The sequence below is a fragment of the Cryobacterium sp. PAMC25264 genome, from assembly GCF_019443325.1.
In the GTDB taxonomy this organism is placed as follows: domain Bacteria; phylum Actinomycetota; class Actinomycetes; order Actinomycetales; family Microbacteriaceae; genus Cryobacterium.
Genome location: NZ_CP080383.1, coordinates 610,044 through 625,948 on the forward strand (window position 1 = coordinate 610,044; position 15,905 = coordinate 625,948).

Annotated in this window: 13 protein-coding genes and 1 riboswitch; of the genes, 8 read left to right on the plus strand and 5 right to left on the minus strand. The window is 68.0% G+C overall.

Going from position 1 to position 15,905, the window contains the following annotated elements; translation table 11 throughout:
- Nucleotides 1-4: 4 nt before the first annotated feature.
- From KY500_RS02800 to KY500_RS02810, 3 genes are all read right to left on the minus strand, one after another.
- Nucleotides 5-742 carry an LON peptidase substrate-binding domain-containing protein gene (locus KY500_RS02800; protein ID WP_255579753.1) on the minus strand — a complete coding sequence of 246 codons (738 nt, stop codon included), beginning with the start codon at nucleotides 740-742 and terminating at the stop codon, nucleotides 5-7.
- 90 nt (nucleotides 743-832) lie between these two features.
- Entirely contained in the window at nucleotides 833-2,251 is a 1,419-nt protein-coding gene (locus KY500_RS02805; protein ID WP_219902253.1) for an amidase, read from the minus strand.
- A gap of 14 nt (nucleotides 2,252-2,265) precedes the next feature.
- Nucleotides 2,266-2,721 carry a GNAT family acetyltransferase gene (locus tag KY500_RS02810; RefSeq protein ID WP_219902254.1) on the minus strand — a complete coding sequence of 152 codons (456 nt, stop codon included), beginning with the start codon at nucleotides 2,719-2,721 and terminating at the stop codon, nucleotides 2,266-2,268.
- A gap of 115 nt (nucleotides 2,722-2,836) precedes the next feature.
- Between KY500_RS02810 and KY500_RS02815 the strand changes: the two genes are divergently transcribed.
- The 4 genes from KY500_RS02815 to gcvP all read left to right on the plus strand — a co-directional run bounded on the left by KY500_RS02815 (nucleotide 2,837) and on the right by gcvP (nucleotide 8,502).
- Nucleotides 2,837-3,319, plus strand: coding sequence for a GNAT family N-acetyltransferase (locus KY500_RS02815; protein ID WP_219902255.1), 483 nt, complete (start codon nucleotides 2,837-2,839; stop codon nucleotides 3,317-3,319).
- Between the two features lie 209 nt (nucleotides 3,320-3,528).
- A riboswitch (glycine riboswitch) is annotated at nucleotides 3,529-3,626 on the plus strand.
- 215 nt (nucleotides 3,627-3,841) lie between these two features.
- On the plus strand, nucleotides 3,842-5,029 hold the full coding sequence (gene gcvT, locus KY500_RS02820) for a glycine cleavage system aminomethyltransferase GcvT (protein WP_219902256.1): 1,188 nt from the start codon (nucleotides 3,842-3,844) through the stop codon (nucleotides 5,027-5,029).
- 130 nt (nucleotides 5,030-5,159) lie between these two features.
- A complete protein-coding gene (gene gcvH, locus KY500_RS02825; protein WP_219902257.1) occupies nucleotides 5,160-5,531 on the plus strand; it encodes a glycine cleavage system protein GcvH in 372 nt (123 codons plus the stop codon).
- A gap of 73 nt (nucleotides 5,532-5,604) precedes the next feature.
- The gene (gene gcvP, locus KY500_RS02830) at nucleotides 5,605-8,502 is read left to right on the plus strand and encodes an aminomethyl-transferring glycine dehydrogenase (RefSeq protein ID WP_219902258.1); all 2,898 of its coding nucleotides are present in this window, start codon (nucleotides 5,605-5,607) and stop codon (nucleotides 8,500-8,502) included.
- Between the two features lie 78 nt (nucleotides 8,503-8,580).
- Here gcvP and KY500_RS02835 read toward each other — a convergent pair whose 3' ends face one another.
- Together KY500_RS02835 and KY500_RS02840 are read right to left on the minus strand one after the other, a co-directional pair.
- The gene (locus tag KY500_RS02835) at nucleotides 8,581-9,402 is read right to left on the minus strand and encodes a CPBP family intramembrane glutamic endopeptidase (protein WP_219903255.1); all 822 of its coding nucleotides are present in this window, start codon (nucleotides 9,400-9,402) and stop codon (nucleotides 8,581-8,583) included.
- A gap of 26 nt (nucleotides 9,403-9,428) precedes the next feature.
- Nucleotides 9,429-9,821, minus strand: a complete 393-nt coding sequence (locus tag KY500_RS02840; protein ID WP_219902259.1) for a thiol-disulfide oxidoreductase DCC family protein — start codon at nucleotides 9,819-9,821, stop codon at nucleotides 9,429-9,431.
- Nucleotides 9,822-10,133: 312 nt separating this feature from the next.
- Here KY500_RS02840 and KY500_RS02845 point away from each other — a divergent pair, with 312 nt between their 5' ends.
- The 4 genes from KY500_RS02845 to KY500_RS02860 all read left to right on the plus strand — a co-directional run bounded on the left by KY500_RS02845 (nucleotide 10,134) and on the right by KY500_RS02860 (nucleotide 15,473).
- Nucleotides 10,134-11,753 carry an ABC transporter substrate-binding protein gene (locus KY500_RS02845; protein ID WP_219902260.1) on the plus strand — a complete coding sequence of 540 codons (1,620 nt, stop codon included), beginning with the start codon at nucleotides 10,134-10,136 and terminating at the stop codon, nucleotides 11,751-11,753.
- A gap of 114 nt (nucleotides 11,754-11,867) precedes the next feature.
- Nucleotides 11,868-12,797 carry an ABC transporter permease gene (locus tag KY500_RS02850; RefSeq protein ID WP_066594093.1) on the plus strand — a complete coding sequence of 310 codons (930 nt, stop codon included), beginning with the start codon at nucleotides 11,868-11,870 and terminating at the stop codon, nucleotides 12,795-12,797.
- Nucleotides 12,787-13,728 carry an ABC transporter permease gene (locus tag KY500_RS02855; protein WP_219902261.1) on the plus strand — a complete coding sequence of 314 codons (942 nt, stop codon included), beginning with the start codon at nucleotides 12,787-12,789 and terminating at the stop codon, nucleotides 13,726-13,728. Before KY500_RS02850 ends, KY500_RS02855 begins: the two co-directional genes overlap by 11 nt.
- Entirely contained in the window at nucleotides 13,725-15,473 is a 1,749-nt protein-coding gene (locus KY500_RS02860) for an ABC transporter ATP-binding protein (RefSeq protein ID WP_219902262.1), read from the plus strand. Before KY500_RS02855 ends, KY500_RS02860 begins: the two co-directional genes overlap by 4 nt.
- Nucleotides 15,474-15,905: the final 432 nt, after the last annotated feature.

Sequence of the window (15,905 nt, forward strand, 5' to 3'; positions counted from 1 at the left end):
ACGGTCAGGAGTTCCGGCCCGGGTCGTCCGGGCCGAGGTCGTCCGCATCGAGGTCGTCGGGGCCGGGCAGCCGGAAGGCGTCGGCGGCCGCCTCGGTGTGGTCGAAGATTGCCCGGAGCAGGCCCGCCATCGTGGTGGACCTGAGCATGTCGACCTGGTCGAGCGGTCCTACCGGGGCGATGCCGGCCAGCTGCCAGGCGGCCTCAACCGGATCCTCGGAGAGCGCCACATCGGCCGACCAGGCGTCGTCGGTGAACTCGCTGGCCAGCGACAGGGTCCGGCGCACGGTCTGCTCGGCCAGCACCCGCAGGGGCTTGAGGGCGTCATCCCAGACCAGGGGCGGCAGCTCACGCACCACGGCTTGCGGGTACGGAGCGCCGTCGCTCCACTCGACGACCTCGATGCGCCGGTCGCCCTGGGCCACAAGGCCGACGAAGCCCTCCGGAGCCACGAGCTCGATCACCTGGGCCACGGTTCCGGTGCTGAAGGCGTGCTCGCCGCCGCCCACCTCCTGGCCGCGTTCGATGAGCACCACGCCGAACTCGGCCGGCTCCGATTCCAGGATGCGCGCCAGCATCATCAGGTACCGCTCCTCGAAGACCCTCAGCTGCAGGGGCATATAGGGAAAGAGCACCGATCCGAGTGGGAACATCGGCAGGTCGCCGGGGTCGGCCGGCTCCTGCGTATCAGGCGAACGGTCCGGTGTACCGGGTTCGTCGGGCGTGTTCCCTCGATTGGACATGTCCCCAGCGAAGCACGCTCGCGCCGCAATTCCAAGCGTTACGACGGGCCGGCCCGCAACTGCCGCACCGGCTTCGGGGCCGGCGGCCGTTCACAGCTGGTCGGCGTGGATCGGCGGCAGTCGGTCGGCCCAGGGCATCGCCTGCTCGAGCTGTGCCGCGGCCTGCAGCAGCAGGTCGTCGCGGCCGTGGGCCGCCACGAGCTGAACCCCGATCGGCAGTCCCTCGCGGCTCTGCCCCAGCGGCAGGCTGATCGCGGGATGCCCGGAGATGTTGAAGGGCGCGGTGAACGGCCCGAACTCGAGGATGCGGCGAATCCACGACCGGGCGGTGTGGCCGGCCGCGTTGTAGTCCAGGGTGCCGTGCGGCAGCGGCAGCTGGGCCACGGTCGGGGTGACCAGCAGGTCGAACCGGGTGAAGAACAGTCCGATCGCCCGGGTCACCCGGTGCTGGGCGTCGATCGCGGCGGCCACATCGAGGGCGCTGGCCCGGGCCGTCTCCTCGAGCACCACGCGGGAGACGGCCTCGAGCCGCGCTGGGTCCGGCCGCCGCGGGGCACGCAGCAGGGCGGCGCCGGTGGCCAGCACGGCCAGCATCTCGGCCTCGACGATATCGTCCGGGTCGACCCCGGGCCGGGCGTCGTCGACCGCATGCCCAATCCACTCGAGGGTGCGGCCCACGGCCGTGGCCGCGGCGGCGACCTGCGCGTCCACCGGCACCCCCGACCAGGCCTCCGTCACGAGGGCGACGCGCAGACGGCCCGGATCCTGCCGGTGCGACCTCGCGAAGGCAACGATCGGTGCGGGCAGCGTGTACTTCTCGCCGATGCTGGGGGAGCCCACGGCATCCAGCAGGTGGGCGGTGTCCCTGATGCTGCGGGTGAGCGCGAATTCGCCGATCAACCCGAACCCAGCCTCCCCGGCCAGCGGCCCGCTGGGAGTTCGGCCGCGGCTGGGTTTGAGGCCCACGATGCCGCAGCAGGCCGCGGGCACCCGGATCGACCCGGCCGCGTCGTTGGCGTGCGCCAGCGGAACCGCACCGGCGGCGACGAGCGCCGCGGCGCCGCCGCTTGAGCCACCGACCCCACGCTCGAGGGCCCAGGGATTGCGGGTGGGGCCGGTGCGCAGGGGTTCGGTGGCGAAGTTCAACCCGAATTCAGGCGCGGTGGTCTGACCGACAGCCACGAGTCCGGCGGCGCGGAAACGCACCATCAACTCATGGTCGGTGTCGGCCGCGACTCCCTGGATGCTCCGACTGCCCAGCGCGAACTGCGCACCGCGAGCGAACGGGCCGCTGTCCTTGATCAGGAAGGGAACGCCCGCGAACGGGCCGGTCGCCTCGGCCGCCAGCGCCGGGTCGAACAGCGGACGGGCCAGGGCGTTCAGGTCCGCGTTGACCGCGTCCACGGCATCGCGGGCAAGCCGCTCGACCTCGGCCGCCGACACCGCACCGGCGCGGATGGCGGCGCGGAGGCCCACAGCGTCGTGCGAGGCGTATTCGGCGAGGTCCACGGGGTGGGTGCCGTTCAGTCGAGCCGTTTGGCGAGTACGCGCACGTCGGCATCCGCATAGCCGAGCCGGTCGTAGAACCCGGTGACGGCCACATTGGTCTGCCGCACCATGAGCTGCACCTTGACGGCGCCGTGGTCGACGAGCCAGGCCTCGGCGGCGCCCATCAGCATCCGGCCCAGGCCCGTGCCCTGCTCGGAGGGGGCAACGGCCAGGTAGTAGATCCAGCCGCGATGGCCGTCGTGTCCCACCATCACAGTGCCCAGAAGTGTGTTGCCCTGGCGCTCGGGTGCCGTGATGTCGGTGTTTGCGTTCTCGGCATCGGCGAACACCCCCAGAACCGTGGCGGACTCGGTGCCGAGCGCCCGCTCCAGGTCGGCGGCCGGCGGATTCCACGGGCGGGTGAGCCCGGTGCTCTCCCAGAGCGCGATGACGGACTCGAAGTCGGCTGTGGTGATAGCTGCGATCTGCATCGGTCCATTGTGCCCGGCTCAGGGGCCGGTGGGCATCCTCGCTGCCGACCCGTTTGTGATCGTCGCCGGCGTGGGCCGCCAACAAGACGCCCACGTGCGCTGGCATGCTGGTGGGATGACTGACGCGCTCTTCGACCTTCCCGGCGGCCCGTTCACCCTGCGACCGGCGCTCGCCGGGGATGTGGCCGCCATCGTCGGCCTGCTGGCCGACGACCAGCTGCGAGCCGTCGAGGAGTCCACCGAGGATCTGGCGCCCTACCTGGCGGCATTCACGGCCATCGACGCTTCGCCGGATCATCACCTCGTGGTCGCGGTCGACCCCGCCGGCCGGGTCGTGGCCACCGAGCAGTTGTCGCTGCTGCCGGGCCTGGCCCGTGCCGGCTCCACCCGGCTGCAGATCGAGGCGGTCCGGGTGAGTTCCTGCCTGCGCGGCAACGGCCTGGGCAGCGCGATGATCGAGTGGGCCGTCGAGTACGGCCGCACTCACGGGTGCCGGCTGGTTCAGCTGACCTCGGACGCCTCCCGCATCGACGCCCACCGCTTCTACGAACGCCTCGGCTTCGCTCCCTCCCACCTGGGTTTCAAGCTCCACATCTAGCCCGCCCTCCCTCCCGCGAACCGTGAGGAAAGCCCCAGAATTCGGGGTTTTTGGGTGCTTAAGTCACAGTTCGCGGGAGGGGACGGGCGACGGCCGGGGGAAGTTACGGGGGCGTTAACTCTGGGGCGAAGCGGCGGAACCCATAGGCGGGCGGATGGGGTGGTCGGCTAGACTGCCGAGCAGTAGAAACCAACTGAATACTGGGCCACACGATCGATGCGGGAGAGTTCGACGTCAGAAGACGAGCGAACACCGAAGGAGCAATCCTCCCCGACAATCTCTCAGGTACTCGTACCGCATCGAGCGGGCCACTCTGAAAAGCGGATGTGCACAGCGCGTCCGGGTCTCGCCTCGCGGGATCCGCACGGCACGGGTCACATCCCGCCCATGGTGAAAGCCGGGAGCGCACACGCGCCCGGCGAAGCTCTCAGGCCTGACGACAGAGGGGGAGTTCCCACCGGGGTTCGAACGAGCCCCGGAGCACCTCACCGGGCACGCGCCCGGCGATGAACCGGAGAACTCATGACCTCGGCCAGCCCAGACCAGACCAGCACCGACTCGACCAGTACCGGCCCGACCGGCACGGACGCCGCCGCGACCGAACGGTTCTCGCCGCTGCATGCCGCCCACGTGGCTGCCGGCGCCAGCTTCACCGACTTCGCCGGCTGGCAAATGCCCGTGCGCTACTCCAGCGACCTCGCCGAACACCACGCGGTTCGGAAGGCTGCAGGCCTCTTCGATCTCTCGCACATGGCCGAGATCCGGGTCAGCGGCCCGCAGGCCGGCGAGTTCCTCGACCACGCGCTGGCCGGCCAATTGTCGGTCATCGACCTGATGCAGGCCAAGTACAGCCTGTTGCTGAACTCCCGCGGCGGCATCATCGACGACCTCGTCGTCTACCGCACCGGGGAGACCGAGTTCCTCGTCGTCGCCAACGCCGGCAACCACGACCAGGCTCTCGAGGCCCTCACCGCCCGGTCCGCCCGGTTCGACGTGAGCGTCACCGACGAGAGCGACGACACCGCGCTCATCGCCGTGCAGGGCCCCAACGCCCTCGCCATCGTGCAGGCCACAGCGGGGCTCAGCGTCGACGGAGACCTCACGGGCCTTCGCTACTACCGCGCGATCACCGCCGACTTCACTGGCGCTCCGGTGCTGGTGGCCCGCACCGGCTACACCGGCGAAGACGGTTTCGAGCTCTACCTGCCCAACGCCCACGCGCTCACCCTCTGGGACGCCCTCGTTGTCGCCGGCGCCCCGCACGGGCTGGTTCCGGCCGGGCTCGCCAGCCGCGACACCCTGCGCCTCGAGGCCGGGATGCCGCTCTACGGCCACGAGCTGAACACCTCCACCTACCCCGCCCAGGCCGGGCTCGGCCGCGTGGTCAACCTGGCCAAACCCACCGACTTCGTCGGCCGCACCGCCAGCGAAGAGGGCCCGTCCGGCGAGGCGCACGTGCTCGTCGGCCTGGTCTCGGCCGGTAAGCGCGCCGGCCGCGCCGGATACGAGATCTTCCGCAGCACCGACGCCACCGAACCCGAAGGCGTCATCACCAGCGGCGCGCTCTCGCCCACCCTCGGCTACCCGATCGCCATGGCATACGTCGCGCCGCCGCTGGCCCGCCTCGACACCGAGGTGTTCATCGACGTACGCGGCACCCGCGCCCCGGCCACCGTCATCGCACTGCCCTTCTACAAGCGCGCCAAGTAACCCAGAACGGCGCAGGGCCCGCCCCGGGCCTCCGGTCACCCGGCGTGCGCGCTTCACCCCACAACCGATCAGCACCACCGATCCACAGCACCGATCCACCCACGTGATCACCCCCTTGAGAGGAACCCCCATGGCCGACAAGACCGAACTCCAGTACACCGCAGAGCACGAATGGGTGCTCGTCGACGGCGACACCGCCACTGTCGGCATCACCGCCTACGCCGCCGACAAGCTCGGCGACGTGGTCTTCGTGGAGCTGCCCGAGGTCGGCAGCTCCGTCGCCTCCGGCACCGTCGTCGGAGAGATCGAGTCGACCAAGTCGGTCGGCGAGCTCTTCGCCCCCATCGACGGCACCGTCGCCGAGGTCAACGACGCCGTGGTCGCCAGCCCCGAACTCGTCAACAGCGACCCGCTCGGCGACGGGTGGCTCATCAAGGTCACCTTCGAGAGCCTGCCGGCGCTGCTCAGCTACGCCGAGTACTCCGCCATCATCGGCGAGTAACAGCCCAGCCAGGCCCCAGCCACCCGCCTCACCTCGCACGACCGAATCAGACCCCGGAAAGAGCCTTCCCCACATGTCGCAGCCCTTCACCCAGCGTCACATCGGCACGGATGCCGACGCGCAGTCCCACATGCTGGCCGTCCTCGGTCACACCAGCGTCGAATCGCTCGTGAACGCCGCCGTTCCCGCGACGATCCAGGTCGAGCAGTTCCGTGAGCCCGGCGACAGCACCCTGCCGCCCGCTGCGACCGAGCGTGAGGCCATCCAGGAACTGCGTGCACTGGCCGACAAGAACACTGTCAAGCGCTCGATGATCGGACTGGGCTACTACGACACGATCACGCCCGCCGTGATCAAGCGCAATGTGCTGGAGAACCCCAGCTGGTACACCGCGTACACGCCGTACCAGCCGGAGATCAGCCAGGGCCGCCTCGAGGCGATCATCAACTTCCAGACCATGGTCGCCGACCTCACCGGCATGGCCACCGCCAACGGATCGATGCTTGACGAGTCCACCTCGGTCGTCGAGGGAATGCTGCTGGCCCGCCGGGCGTCGAAGTCGCCGTCGAACCGCTTCATCGTCGACGCGGATGCGCTGCCCCAGACCCACGCGCTGCTGGGTAACCGCGCGCACGCGCTCGGCATCGAACTGGCCGTTCTGCCCCTGGACGAGAGCACCACCGCGGAGGACCTCGGCGACTACTTCGGTATCTTCGTGCAGTACCCGGGTGCCTCCGGCCGCATCTGGAACCCCGCCGCCGTGATCGCGCTCGCGCACGAGAACAAGGCCCTCGCCGTGGTGGCCGCCGACCTGCTCGCCCTCACCCTGATCACCTCGCCCGGCGAGCTCGGCGCCGACGTGGCCGTGGGCACCAGCCAGCGCTTCGGCGTGCCGATGGGCTTCGGTGGACCGCACGCCGGCTACCTGGCCGTGCGCAAGGGACTTGAGCGTCAGATGCCCGGTCGTCTCGTGGGCGTGAGCGTCGACGCCGCCGGCCACCCCGCCTTCCGGCTGTCGCTGCAGGTACGTGAGCAGCACATCCGTCGTGACAAGGCCACCTCGAACATCTGCACCGCCCAAGTGCTGCTGGCCGTGATGGCCGGCATGTACGCCGTTTACCACGGGCCCGACGGCCTGAAGGCGATCGCCACCGAGGTTCACGAGCGTGCCGGAGCCCTCGTCGCGGCCCTGCGTGCCCTCGACGTCGACGTCCTCACCGACAGCTTCTTCGACACCGTGCGGGTGTCGGTGCCGACGGGTGCCGCGGAGATCGTGGCGCAGGCCGCCGAAGCCGGGTACAACCTGCACGAGGTGGACGCGACGACCATCGGCATCTCGGTCGACGAGACCACCACTGTGGCCGATCTCACCGCCGTGGTCGGCTTCTTCGGCGGCCGTGACGCCTTCGGCCACGTCGACCTCGACGCGATCGAGCACGGCCTGCCCGAGGGCCTGGCCCGCACGAGCGAGTACCTCACCCACGCGGTCTTCAACACGCACCGCTCCGAGACGAGCATGATGCGCTACCTCAAGCGCCTCGCCGACTACGACTACGCGCTGGACCGCGGCATGATCCCGCTGGGCTCCTGCACCATGAAGCTCAACGCCGCCACCGAGATGGAGGCCGTCACCTGGCCAGAGTTCGGCGGACTGCACCCGTTCGCACCGCGAGCCGACGTCGAGGGCTACCTCGAACTCATCCGTCAGCTCGAGACCTGGCTGACGGATGTCACCGGCTACGACTCCGTGTCGCTGCAGCCCAACGCCGGCAGCCAGGGTGAACTCGCCGGGCTGCTGGCCATCCGCGGATTCCACCTCGCCAACGGCGACGTGGACCGCACGGTCTGCCTGATCCCGTCCAGCGCGCACGGCACCAACGCGGCATCCGCCGTGCTGGCCGGTATGCGCGTCGTTGTCGTGGCCTGCGACGAGTTGGGCAACGTCGACCTCGACGACCTCCGCGCCAAGATCGCCGAGCACGCCGGCACCCTCGCCGCGCTGATGATCACCTACCCGTCCACGCACGGAGTGTACGAGCACGAGGTCGGAGCGATCTGCGCCGCCGTGCACGACGCCGGCGGCCAGGTCTACGTCGACGGCGCCAACCTCAACGCCCTGCTCGGCTTCGCCCGGTTCGGCGACTTCGGCGGCGACGTGTCGCACCTCAACCTGCACAAGACCTTCTGCATCCCGCACGGCGGCGGCGGCCCCGGCGTCGGACCGGTCGCGGCCAAGGCGCACCTCGCGCCGTTCTTGCCCGGCCACCCGCTCGCGCAGGACGACGAGCACTACCTGCTCGGCGCCACGGGCACCGAAACCGTCGTGCACGGCGGCGGCCCGGTCTCGGCCGCGCCCTACGGCAGCCCGAGCATCCTGCCCATCTCGTGGGCCTACGTGCGCATGATGGGTGCCGACGGCCTCAAGCAGGCCACCGGTGCCGCCGTACTCGCGGCCAACTACGTGGCCAAGCAGCTCAGCGACCACTACCCGGTGCTCTACGCCGGCGACAACGGCCTGGTCGCGCACGAATGCATCCTCGACCTCCGCCCGCTCACCGCGGCCACCGGGGTCACCGTCGACGACGTGGCCAAGCGCCTGGTCGACTACGGCTTCCACGCGCCCACCATGAGCTTCCCGGTGGCGGGCACCCTCATGGTCGAGCCCACCGAGAGCGAAGACCTGGGTGAGATCGACCGGTTCATCGAGGCCATGATCGGCATCAAGGCCGAGGCGGATGCCGTGGCCGCCGGCACCTGGCCGGCCGACGACAACCCGTTGCACAACGCGCCGCACACCGCTCAGAGTGTCATCGTGGGGGAGTGGACACACCCCTACGACCGCGAGACGGCCGTGTACCCCGTGCGCACGCTCATCCGCAACAAGTACTGGGCGCCGGTGCGCCGGGTCGACAACGCGTACGGCGACCGCAACCTGGTCTGCGCCTGCCCGCCGCCCGAGGCCTTCGAGTAAAAACCCCTCGCGACCTGTGAGAAAAGCCCCAAGAATCCGAGATTCTTGGGGCTTTTCTCACGGTTCGCGAGAGGGGGACTACGAGGTGGGGGTGAGCAGGGCGGGCCACCAGAGGACCGCGAGGGGATAGCCGACGAAGGAGAGGATGTCGAGCACCCAGTGCGCGATCACCAGGGGCATCACCCGGCCCCAGCGCAGGTAGCACCAGCCGAAGACCACACCCATCAGGGCGTTGCCCACGAACGGCCCGATGCCCTGGTACAGGTGGTAGCTGCCGCGCAGCAGCGCCGCCGAGACGATGATGGTCCAGGTGCTCCAGCCCAGCTCGCGCAGCCGGGTGAACAGGTAGCCCACCACGATGAGTTCCTCGCTCAGGGCGCTGCGGAGCGCCGAGAACACCAGGATCGGGATGGTCCACCAGAAGGTGTCCAGCGGCGACGGCACCACCGCCACGGTGAATCCCAGCGCGCGGCCGGCCAGGTACAGGCCGAGCCCCGGGATGCCGATGATGAGCAGCAACCCGCCGCCGCGCAGGAGATCCCGGCGCGGTTCGGTGAAGTCGACCCCGAGCCGCCGGAATGCGCTCTGACCGGGCTGCCAGAGCAGGTAGAGCACCAGCGCCACGGGGAAAAGGGTGAAGACGATGCCGAGGAACTGATAGCTGAAGTCGAGCCATTCCCGGGTGGATTGTGACCCATTGATGGTGGCGGACTGATCGCCCAACGCCACTTCCTCGGTCAGCCTGGCGATGATCGAGACGATCGAGTACACGGCGGATGCGCCGAGCGACAACCCCAGCACGATGACGATCTCCCAGCGCAGCCGCACCCGTGACAGCGGTGCGACGGCGCCCGAGGTCGCGGGTTCCGGGGGAGTGGCGCCCGAGGTCGCCGGGTCCAGCGGGGCGGGGCCCGGCGGAGTGGCGCTCACGACGCGCTCGTCAGTCGGCAGGCCGGGGTGCCGCCCGGGAGCCGGTACCGGTAGCGGGCGACGACACGGTATCCCGCTTCGGCCGCCCAGGACCACGGGGGCAGGGTGGCCAACGTGCCGAGCACCCGCAACGCACGAATCGGTTGCCCGCGCAGGATCGCTGCGACCGCGGCGGCCCCGCCGTACCGGCGCCCGCCGGAGACGAACCAGACCCTCGAGCGTGCCTGAGCCTCGTCCAGCCCATATCGGGACAGGTCGGTCCACTGGAAGGGTGCCGTGGCTGGAACCCGGGGGAGTGTGCGCTGCAGCCAGAGCACGGCGGTGGTGCAGAAGCCGCAGTCACCGTCGAAGATCAGGGTGGCGGGTGGGTCACGCGGGATGCTCGGCATCCCTCTATTTTGCGCCTCTTATCCCCGGCGGCGGATACCGAGCCGGAATCGAGGGCCCGTCGGCGCCAGTTGAAACCGCTTGCACATGCCCCCGGGACCTTGGTCCCAAGCATCGTGAGAGATCCTCGTGGGATTCGCAGAAAAAGACGCATAATTTGGCCTCTGCGCAAGAATCGTGCGTCTTTGGTTACTCCTGTGTAACGTTTGCCGCCACGTTTTGCACCGGGACCCAGACAAACCTAGGGTTTTGGTAACTACGCGCCGCTAGGGTCACGAACCTTCAGTGGCGCCCACCTTTGCACAGGAGGAATTTTGAAGAGATCCCGTATGGGCCTGAGCGCCCTCGCGCTGATTTCGGTGAGCGCCCTCGCGCTCACCGGTTGCGCGACCTCGAACGACGAACCGGCCGCCTCGACCGGTGACTCGTCCGCGATCATCAGCACGAACGGCAGCGAGCCGCAGAACCCGCTGATCCCGACCAACACCACCGAAACCGGCGGCGGCAAGATCGCCACGTCGATCTTCGCCGGGCTGGTCTCCTACAAGGGTGACGGCTCGACCGAGAACGAGGTCGCCAAGTCGATCGAGTCCGACGACGCCACCAACTGGACCGTCACGCTCAACGACGGCTGGACCTTCACCAACGGTGAAGCAGTCACCTCTTCGTCCTTCGTGGACGCCTGGAACTACGGTGCGCTCTTCAGCAACGCCCAGGGTGCCTCCTACTTCTTCGACGACATCGCGGGCTACGACCCGTCGGCCGACGCCGAACTGACCGGTCTCAAGGTCGTCGACGACACCACCTTCACGGTCGAACTCTCCTCCCCGGAGGCCGACTGGCCGCTGCGCCTCGGCTACACGGCCTTCATGCCGCTGCCGACCGTCGCATTCGACGACATGGCCGCATTCGGTGAGAACCCGATCGGCAACGGCCCGTACATGCTGGCCGAAGAAGGCGCATGGGTTCACGAAGAAAAGATCAGCCTGATCACCAACCCCGACTACACGGGTGTTCGCAAGCCCGTCAACGGCGGCCTGGACATCATCTTCTACGCCACCCAGGACGCCGCGTACGCGGACGTGCAGGGCGGCAACCTCGACGTGCTGGACGCAGTTCCCGACTCCGCATTCGAGACCTTCGCTGACGAGTTCGGTGACCGTTCGGTCAACCAGCCGGCCGCCATCTTCCAGGGCTTCAACATGCCGTACTACCTCGAGCACTGGAGCGGCGACGAGGGCAAGCTGCGTCGTGCAGCCATCTCGATGTCGATCGACCGCGCTCAGATCACGGATGTCATCTTCCAGGGCACTCGCACGCCGGCTACCGACTTCACGTCCCCTGTCATCGACGGCTACTCCGACGCCCTCAAGGGTGCCGACGTCCTCGAGTACAACCCGGACGAAGCCGTGAAGCTGTGGAAGGAAGCCGACGCGATCGCTCCCTACGGCGACACCGAATTCAACATCGCCTACAACTCCGACGGTGGCCACCAGGCCTGGATCGACGCTGTGACCAACAGCATCAAGAACACCCTCGGCATCAACGCCGTCGGCAAGCCCTACCCGACCTTCGCCGCGGCGCTCGATGACCGCTCGAACGACAAGCTGACCGGTGGCACGCGCGCCGGCTGGCAGGCCGACTACCCGTCGCTGTACAACTTCCTCGCACCGCTGTACCAGACCGGTGCCGGCTCGAACTACGAGGACTACAGCAGCCCCGAGTTCGACGCCCTGCTCAAGGAGGGTGCCGCTGCGTCCACCGTCGCCGACGCAACCAAGAAGTACCAGGAAGCTCAGGAGGTCCTGCTCAAGGACCTGCCGACCATCCCGCTGTGGTACTCCAACGTCGTGGGCGTCTGGTCCGAGAGCGTCAATGACGTTGTCTTCGGCTGGGACTCCGTGCCGCTGTACTACCAGATCACCAAGGGTTAATTCCTAGTTCACACCGCAGTGCAATGTCCGGGCGTCAAGCCCCGGACATTGCACTGACTAGACTCATTCAGTGATTGCGACCCTCATGTATAAAAGATTCACGGAGCTCACCTGATGCTGTGGTACACAGGCAGGCGCATCCTCCAAATGATCCCCGTCTTCTTCGGGGCGACATTCCTGATCTACTTCATGGTCTTCTCTCTTCCTGGAGATCCCATCGCCGCTCTGTACGGCGACCGGCCACCAGCGCCGGGCGTGATCGAGCAGATCCGGGCCCAATACAACCTGGACAAGCCGTTCATCGTGCAGTACCTGCTGTACATCGGCAACTTCTTCCAGGGTGACCTGGGCACGACGTACTCCGGCCGCGCTGTTGCGGACGTCATGGGTCGGGCCTTCCCCATCACCTTCCGCCTGGCCATGCTGGCCCTCGCGTTCGAGGCGTTCTTCGGAATCCTCGTCGGCCTCATCGCGGGCCTCCGCAAGGGCAAGCTGTTCGACGCCAGCGCCCTCGTCGTGAGCCTGCTGCTGATCAGCGTGCCGACCTTCGTGATCGGCTTCGTGTTCAGGCTGGTCTTCGGCGTGCAACTCGGCTGGTTCCGCACCACGGTCAGCGGTGACGCCCCGTGGGGCGAACTCGTCCTGCCGGCCATCGTGCTCGCATCCGTCTCGTTCGCCTACATCGTGCGCCTCACCAGGGCCAGCGTCGCCGACAATCTCAATGCCGATTTTGTTCGCACCGCAACGGCCAAGGGTTTGTCCCGCCGCCGGGTCGTGACCGTGCACGTGCTGCGCAACTCGCTCGTTCCCGTCGTGACCTTCCTGGGTGTGGACCTCGGTTCGCTCATGGTCGGCGCGATCGTGACCGAGGGAATCTTCAACATCAACGGAGTCGGCGGCACGGTCTTCAAGGCCATCAAGCTCGGCGAGAGCACGACCGTTGTGTCATTCATCGCGGTCATGGTTGTCATCTTCGTGGTGGCCAACCTGCTCGTCGACCTGCTGTACGCAGCTCTGGACCCAAGGATTCGTTATGCAAAATAAGCCTGGCCAGGCCCATTTCGTCGCGGCGCTGGAAGACACTCCGGTAGCCGCAGTCGATCGCCTCGACGAGAACGAGAAGGCACGCAGCACCTGGGCGGATGCCTGGGAGTCGATGCGTCGTCGTCCCACCTTCTGGATCTCAGCGGTCATGATCCTCCTCATCGTGGTCGTCGCCCTGTTCCCCACGATCTTCACCCAGGTCGACCCGCGCGCCTGCGATCTGAACAACAGCAACGGCGACCCGACTGCCGGTCACCCGTTCGGGTTCAACCGCCAGGGCTGCGACGTCTACTCGCGCACCATTTGGGGAACCCAGGCCTCGGTCACCGTCGGCCTTCTCGCCGCCAGCATCGTGACGCTGTTCGGCATCATCGTGGGCGCCCTTGCGGGGTACTACGGTGGCTGGCTCGACGCCGTCGTCTCGCGCATCGGTGACATCTTCTTCGCCATCCCCACCGTGCTCGGCGCAATCGTGCTGATGTCGGTGCTTCCCGCGGCTACTCCCGTCACCGTGGCATTCGTGTTGTCGATCTTCGCCTGGCCCCAGATCGCCCGCATCATGCGCGGTGCGGTGCTGTCGGCGTCGAACTCCGACTACGTGATGGCCTCCACGGCCCTCGGGGTGTCGAAGTTCCGCATCCTGTTGCGTCACGTCATCCCGAACGCGATCGCCCCGGTCATCGTCATCGCCACAGTGTCGCTGGGCACGTTCATCGTCGCCGAGGCGACTCTGTCGTTCCTGGGCATCGGACTGCCGCCGAGTGTCATGTCGTGGGGTAACGACATCGGTACGGCGCAGACCTCCATTGTCACCAGCCCGCAGGTGCTCTTGTACCCGGCGGCCGCCCTGTCCATCACGGTTCTCGCGTTCCTGATGCTCGGCGACATCCTGCGCGACGCGCTTGACCCGACGGCGAGGGCCACTCGATGAGCCAGACACTTCTTGACACCGCCGGCGAGAACGTCGGCAAGGACGAGCAGCCGCTGCTGCAGATCCGCGACCTCGAGGTCGGTTTCCAGACCCAGCGCGGTCTCGTTCCCGCCGTCCGCGGCGTGGACCTCACCCTGTACGCCGGCCAGACCCTGGCCATCGTGGGGGAGTCCGGTTCGGGCAAGACCACGACCGCTCAGGCGATCATCGACCTGCTCCCCGGAGCGGGAAAGGTGACCGGCGGCCAGGTCCTCTTCGAAGGCCGCGACCTCACCAAGCTGAGCGCCAAGGACATCCAGGCGGTGCGCGGAAACCTGATCGGCTACGTGCCCCAGGACCCGATGTCCAACCTCAACCCGGTGTGGAACATCGGCTTCCAGGTGGAGGAGGCCATCAAGGCCAACGGCCTCGCTCAGGGCAAGGAAGCACGTGCCCGCACCATCCAGGTGTTGCAGGAGGCCGGTCTCAGTGACGCCGCGGACCGGCTCAAGCAGTACCCGCACCAGTTCTCCGGCGGCATGCGCCAGCGGGTTCTGATCGGTATCGGCCTGTCCGCCCGCCCGAAGCTACTCATCGCGGACGAGCCCACCTCGGCTCTGGACGTGACCGTGCAGAGACAGATCCTCGATCACCTCGGCACCCTCACGCGCGACTACGGCACCAGCGTTCTGTTCATCACGCACGACCTCGGCCTCGCCGCCGAGCGCGCAGAGCAACTCGTGGTGATGTACAAGGGCAAGGTCGTCGAGTCCGGCCCGTCCCAGGAGATCCTCGCCAACCCGCAGCACCCGTACACGCAGCGACTGGTGTCCGCGGCTCCGAGCCTGGCGTCCCGCCGCATCCAGTCGGCCAAGCACGCCGGTACTGACAACGCCGAGATCTTCGGCGGCGGCTCGCTCGACGACGCCCTCGTCGCGCGTGCGGCGGAACGGGAGAACGCGGCCCCGGTGAAGGACCTGATCTCGGTCAAGGACATCTCCAAGGTGTACCGGATCCGCAAGAAGGGAATTCGCACCGACGAGCTCCGCGCCGTCGACGGCGTCTCCTTCGGAATCCAGAAGGGCACCACCACGGCTCTCGTGGGCGAGTCCGGTTCGGGCAAGTCCACCGTCGCCAAGCTCATCCTGCAGCTGGAGAGCATCACCAGCGGCGCGATCGAGTTCGACGGCCAGGATGTGGCCGGCCTCAAGGGCAAGGAACTGCTCAAGTTCCGCCGCCGCGTGCAGCCGGTCTTCCAGGACCCGTACGGTTCCCTCGACCCGCAGTACAACGTGGGCAACACCATTGCCGAGCCGCTTCTGGCGCACGGTGTGGGCACGAGCAAGGAACGTCAGGCTCGCGTCAAGGAACTCCTTGAGCAGGTTTCGCTGCCGTGGGCGTCGCGCTTCCGCTACCCGGGTGAGCTGTCCGGTGGACAGCGTCAGCGCATCGCCATCGCGCGGGCCCTGGCCCTCAAGCCCGATGTGCTCGTGCTCGACGAGGCCGTGTCGGCTCTCGACGTGCTCGTGCAGGGCCAGGTGCTGAACCTGCTCACCGAACTGCAGACCGAACTCGGCCTGACCTACCTGTTCATCACGCACGACCTCGCGGTGGTGCGTCTGGTGGCCGACAACGTGTGTGTCATGCAGAAGGGCCGCATCGTGGAGGCAGCGTCGACCGACGACGTCTTCGACAGCCCACAGCAGGCCTATACGCAGGAACTGCTCGCCGCCATCCCCGGCGGTAACTTCCAGTTCGGCCGCTAGGCCCGGTTGGTCAGCGCTGCCCCTCGGCTCCGGCCGGGGGGGCAGTCGTCGTGAGGGAGGGGAACGACCGTGAACCGGAGAGCGCCTGCGCCTCGCCAGGGCGTCGTCCTCCGCGCCCGCACGTCCGTGGGGGTGGGCTGGGCCAAGTAGCCAGACAGATATGGCGGCCGGCACCAGCCGGTCTGTGAAGAGGAAAACCTGAACAACGGATGGGACGTGGCCGCTGGCCGCGTCCCATCCATCGTCTACCGGATGCCTTCGGGTCGCACCACGTCGGCGGTCGAGCGTTCGAGACCTGGCGATTGTGTCTGTGGGGCGTTTCCGTCTCGGTGGTTGAGCTTGTCGAAACCTGGCGAGTTCTTCTGCGGTTGCCGCGGCAGAGTCCCGGAGACCGGCTCGCGGGGTCTACTTCGACAGGCTCAGCACGGCGTC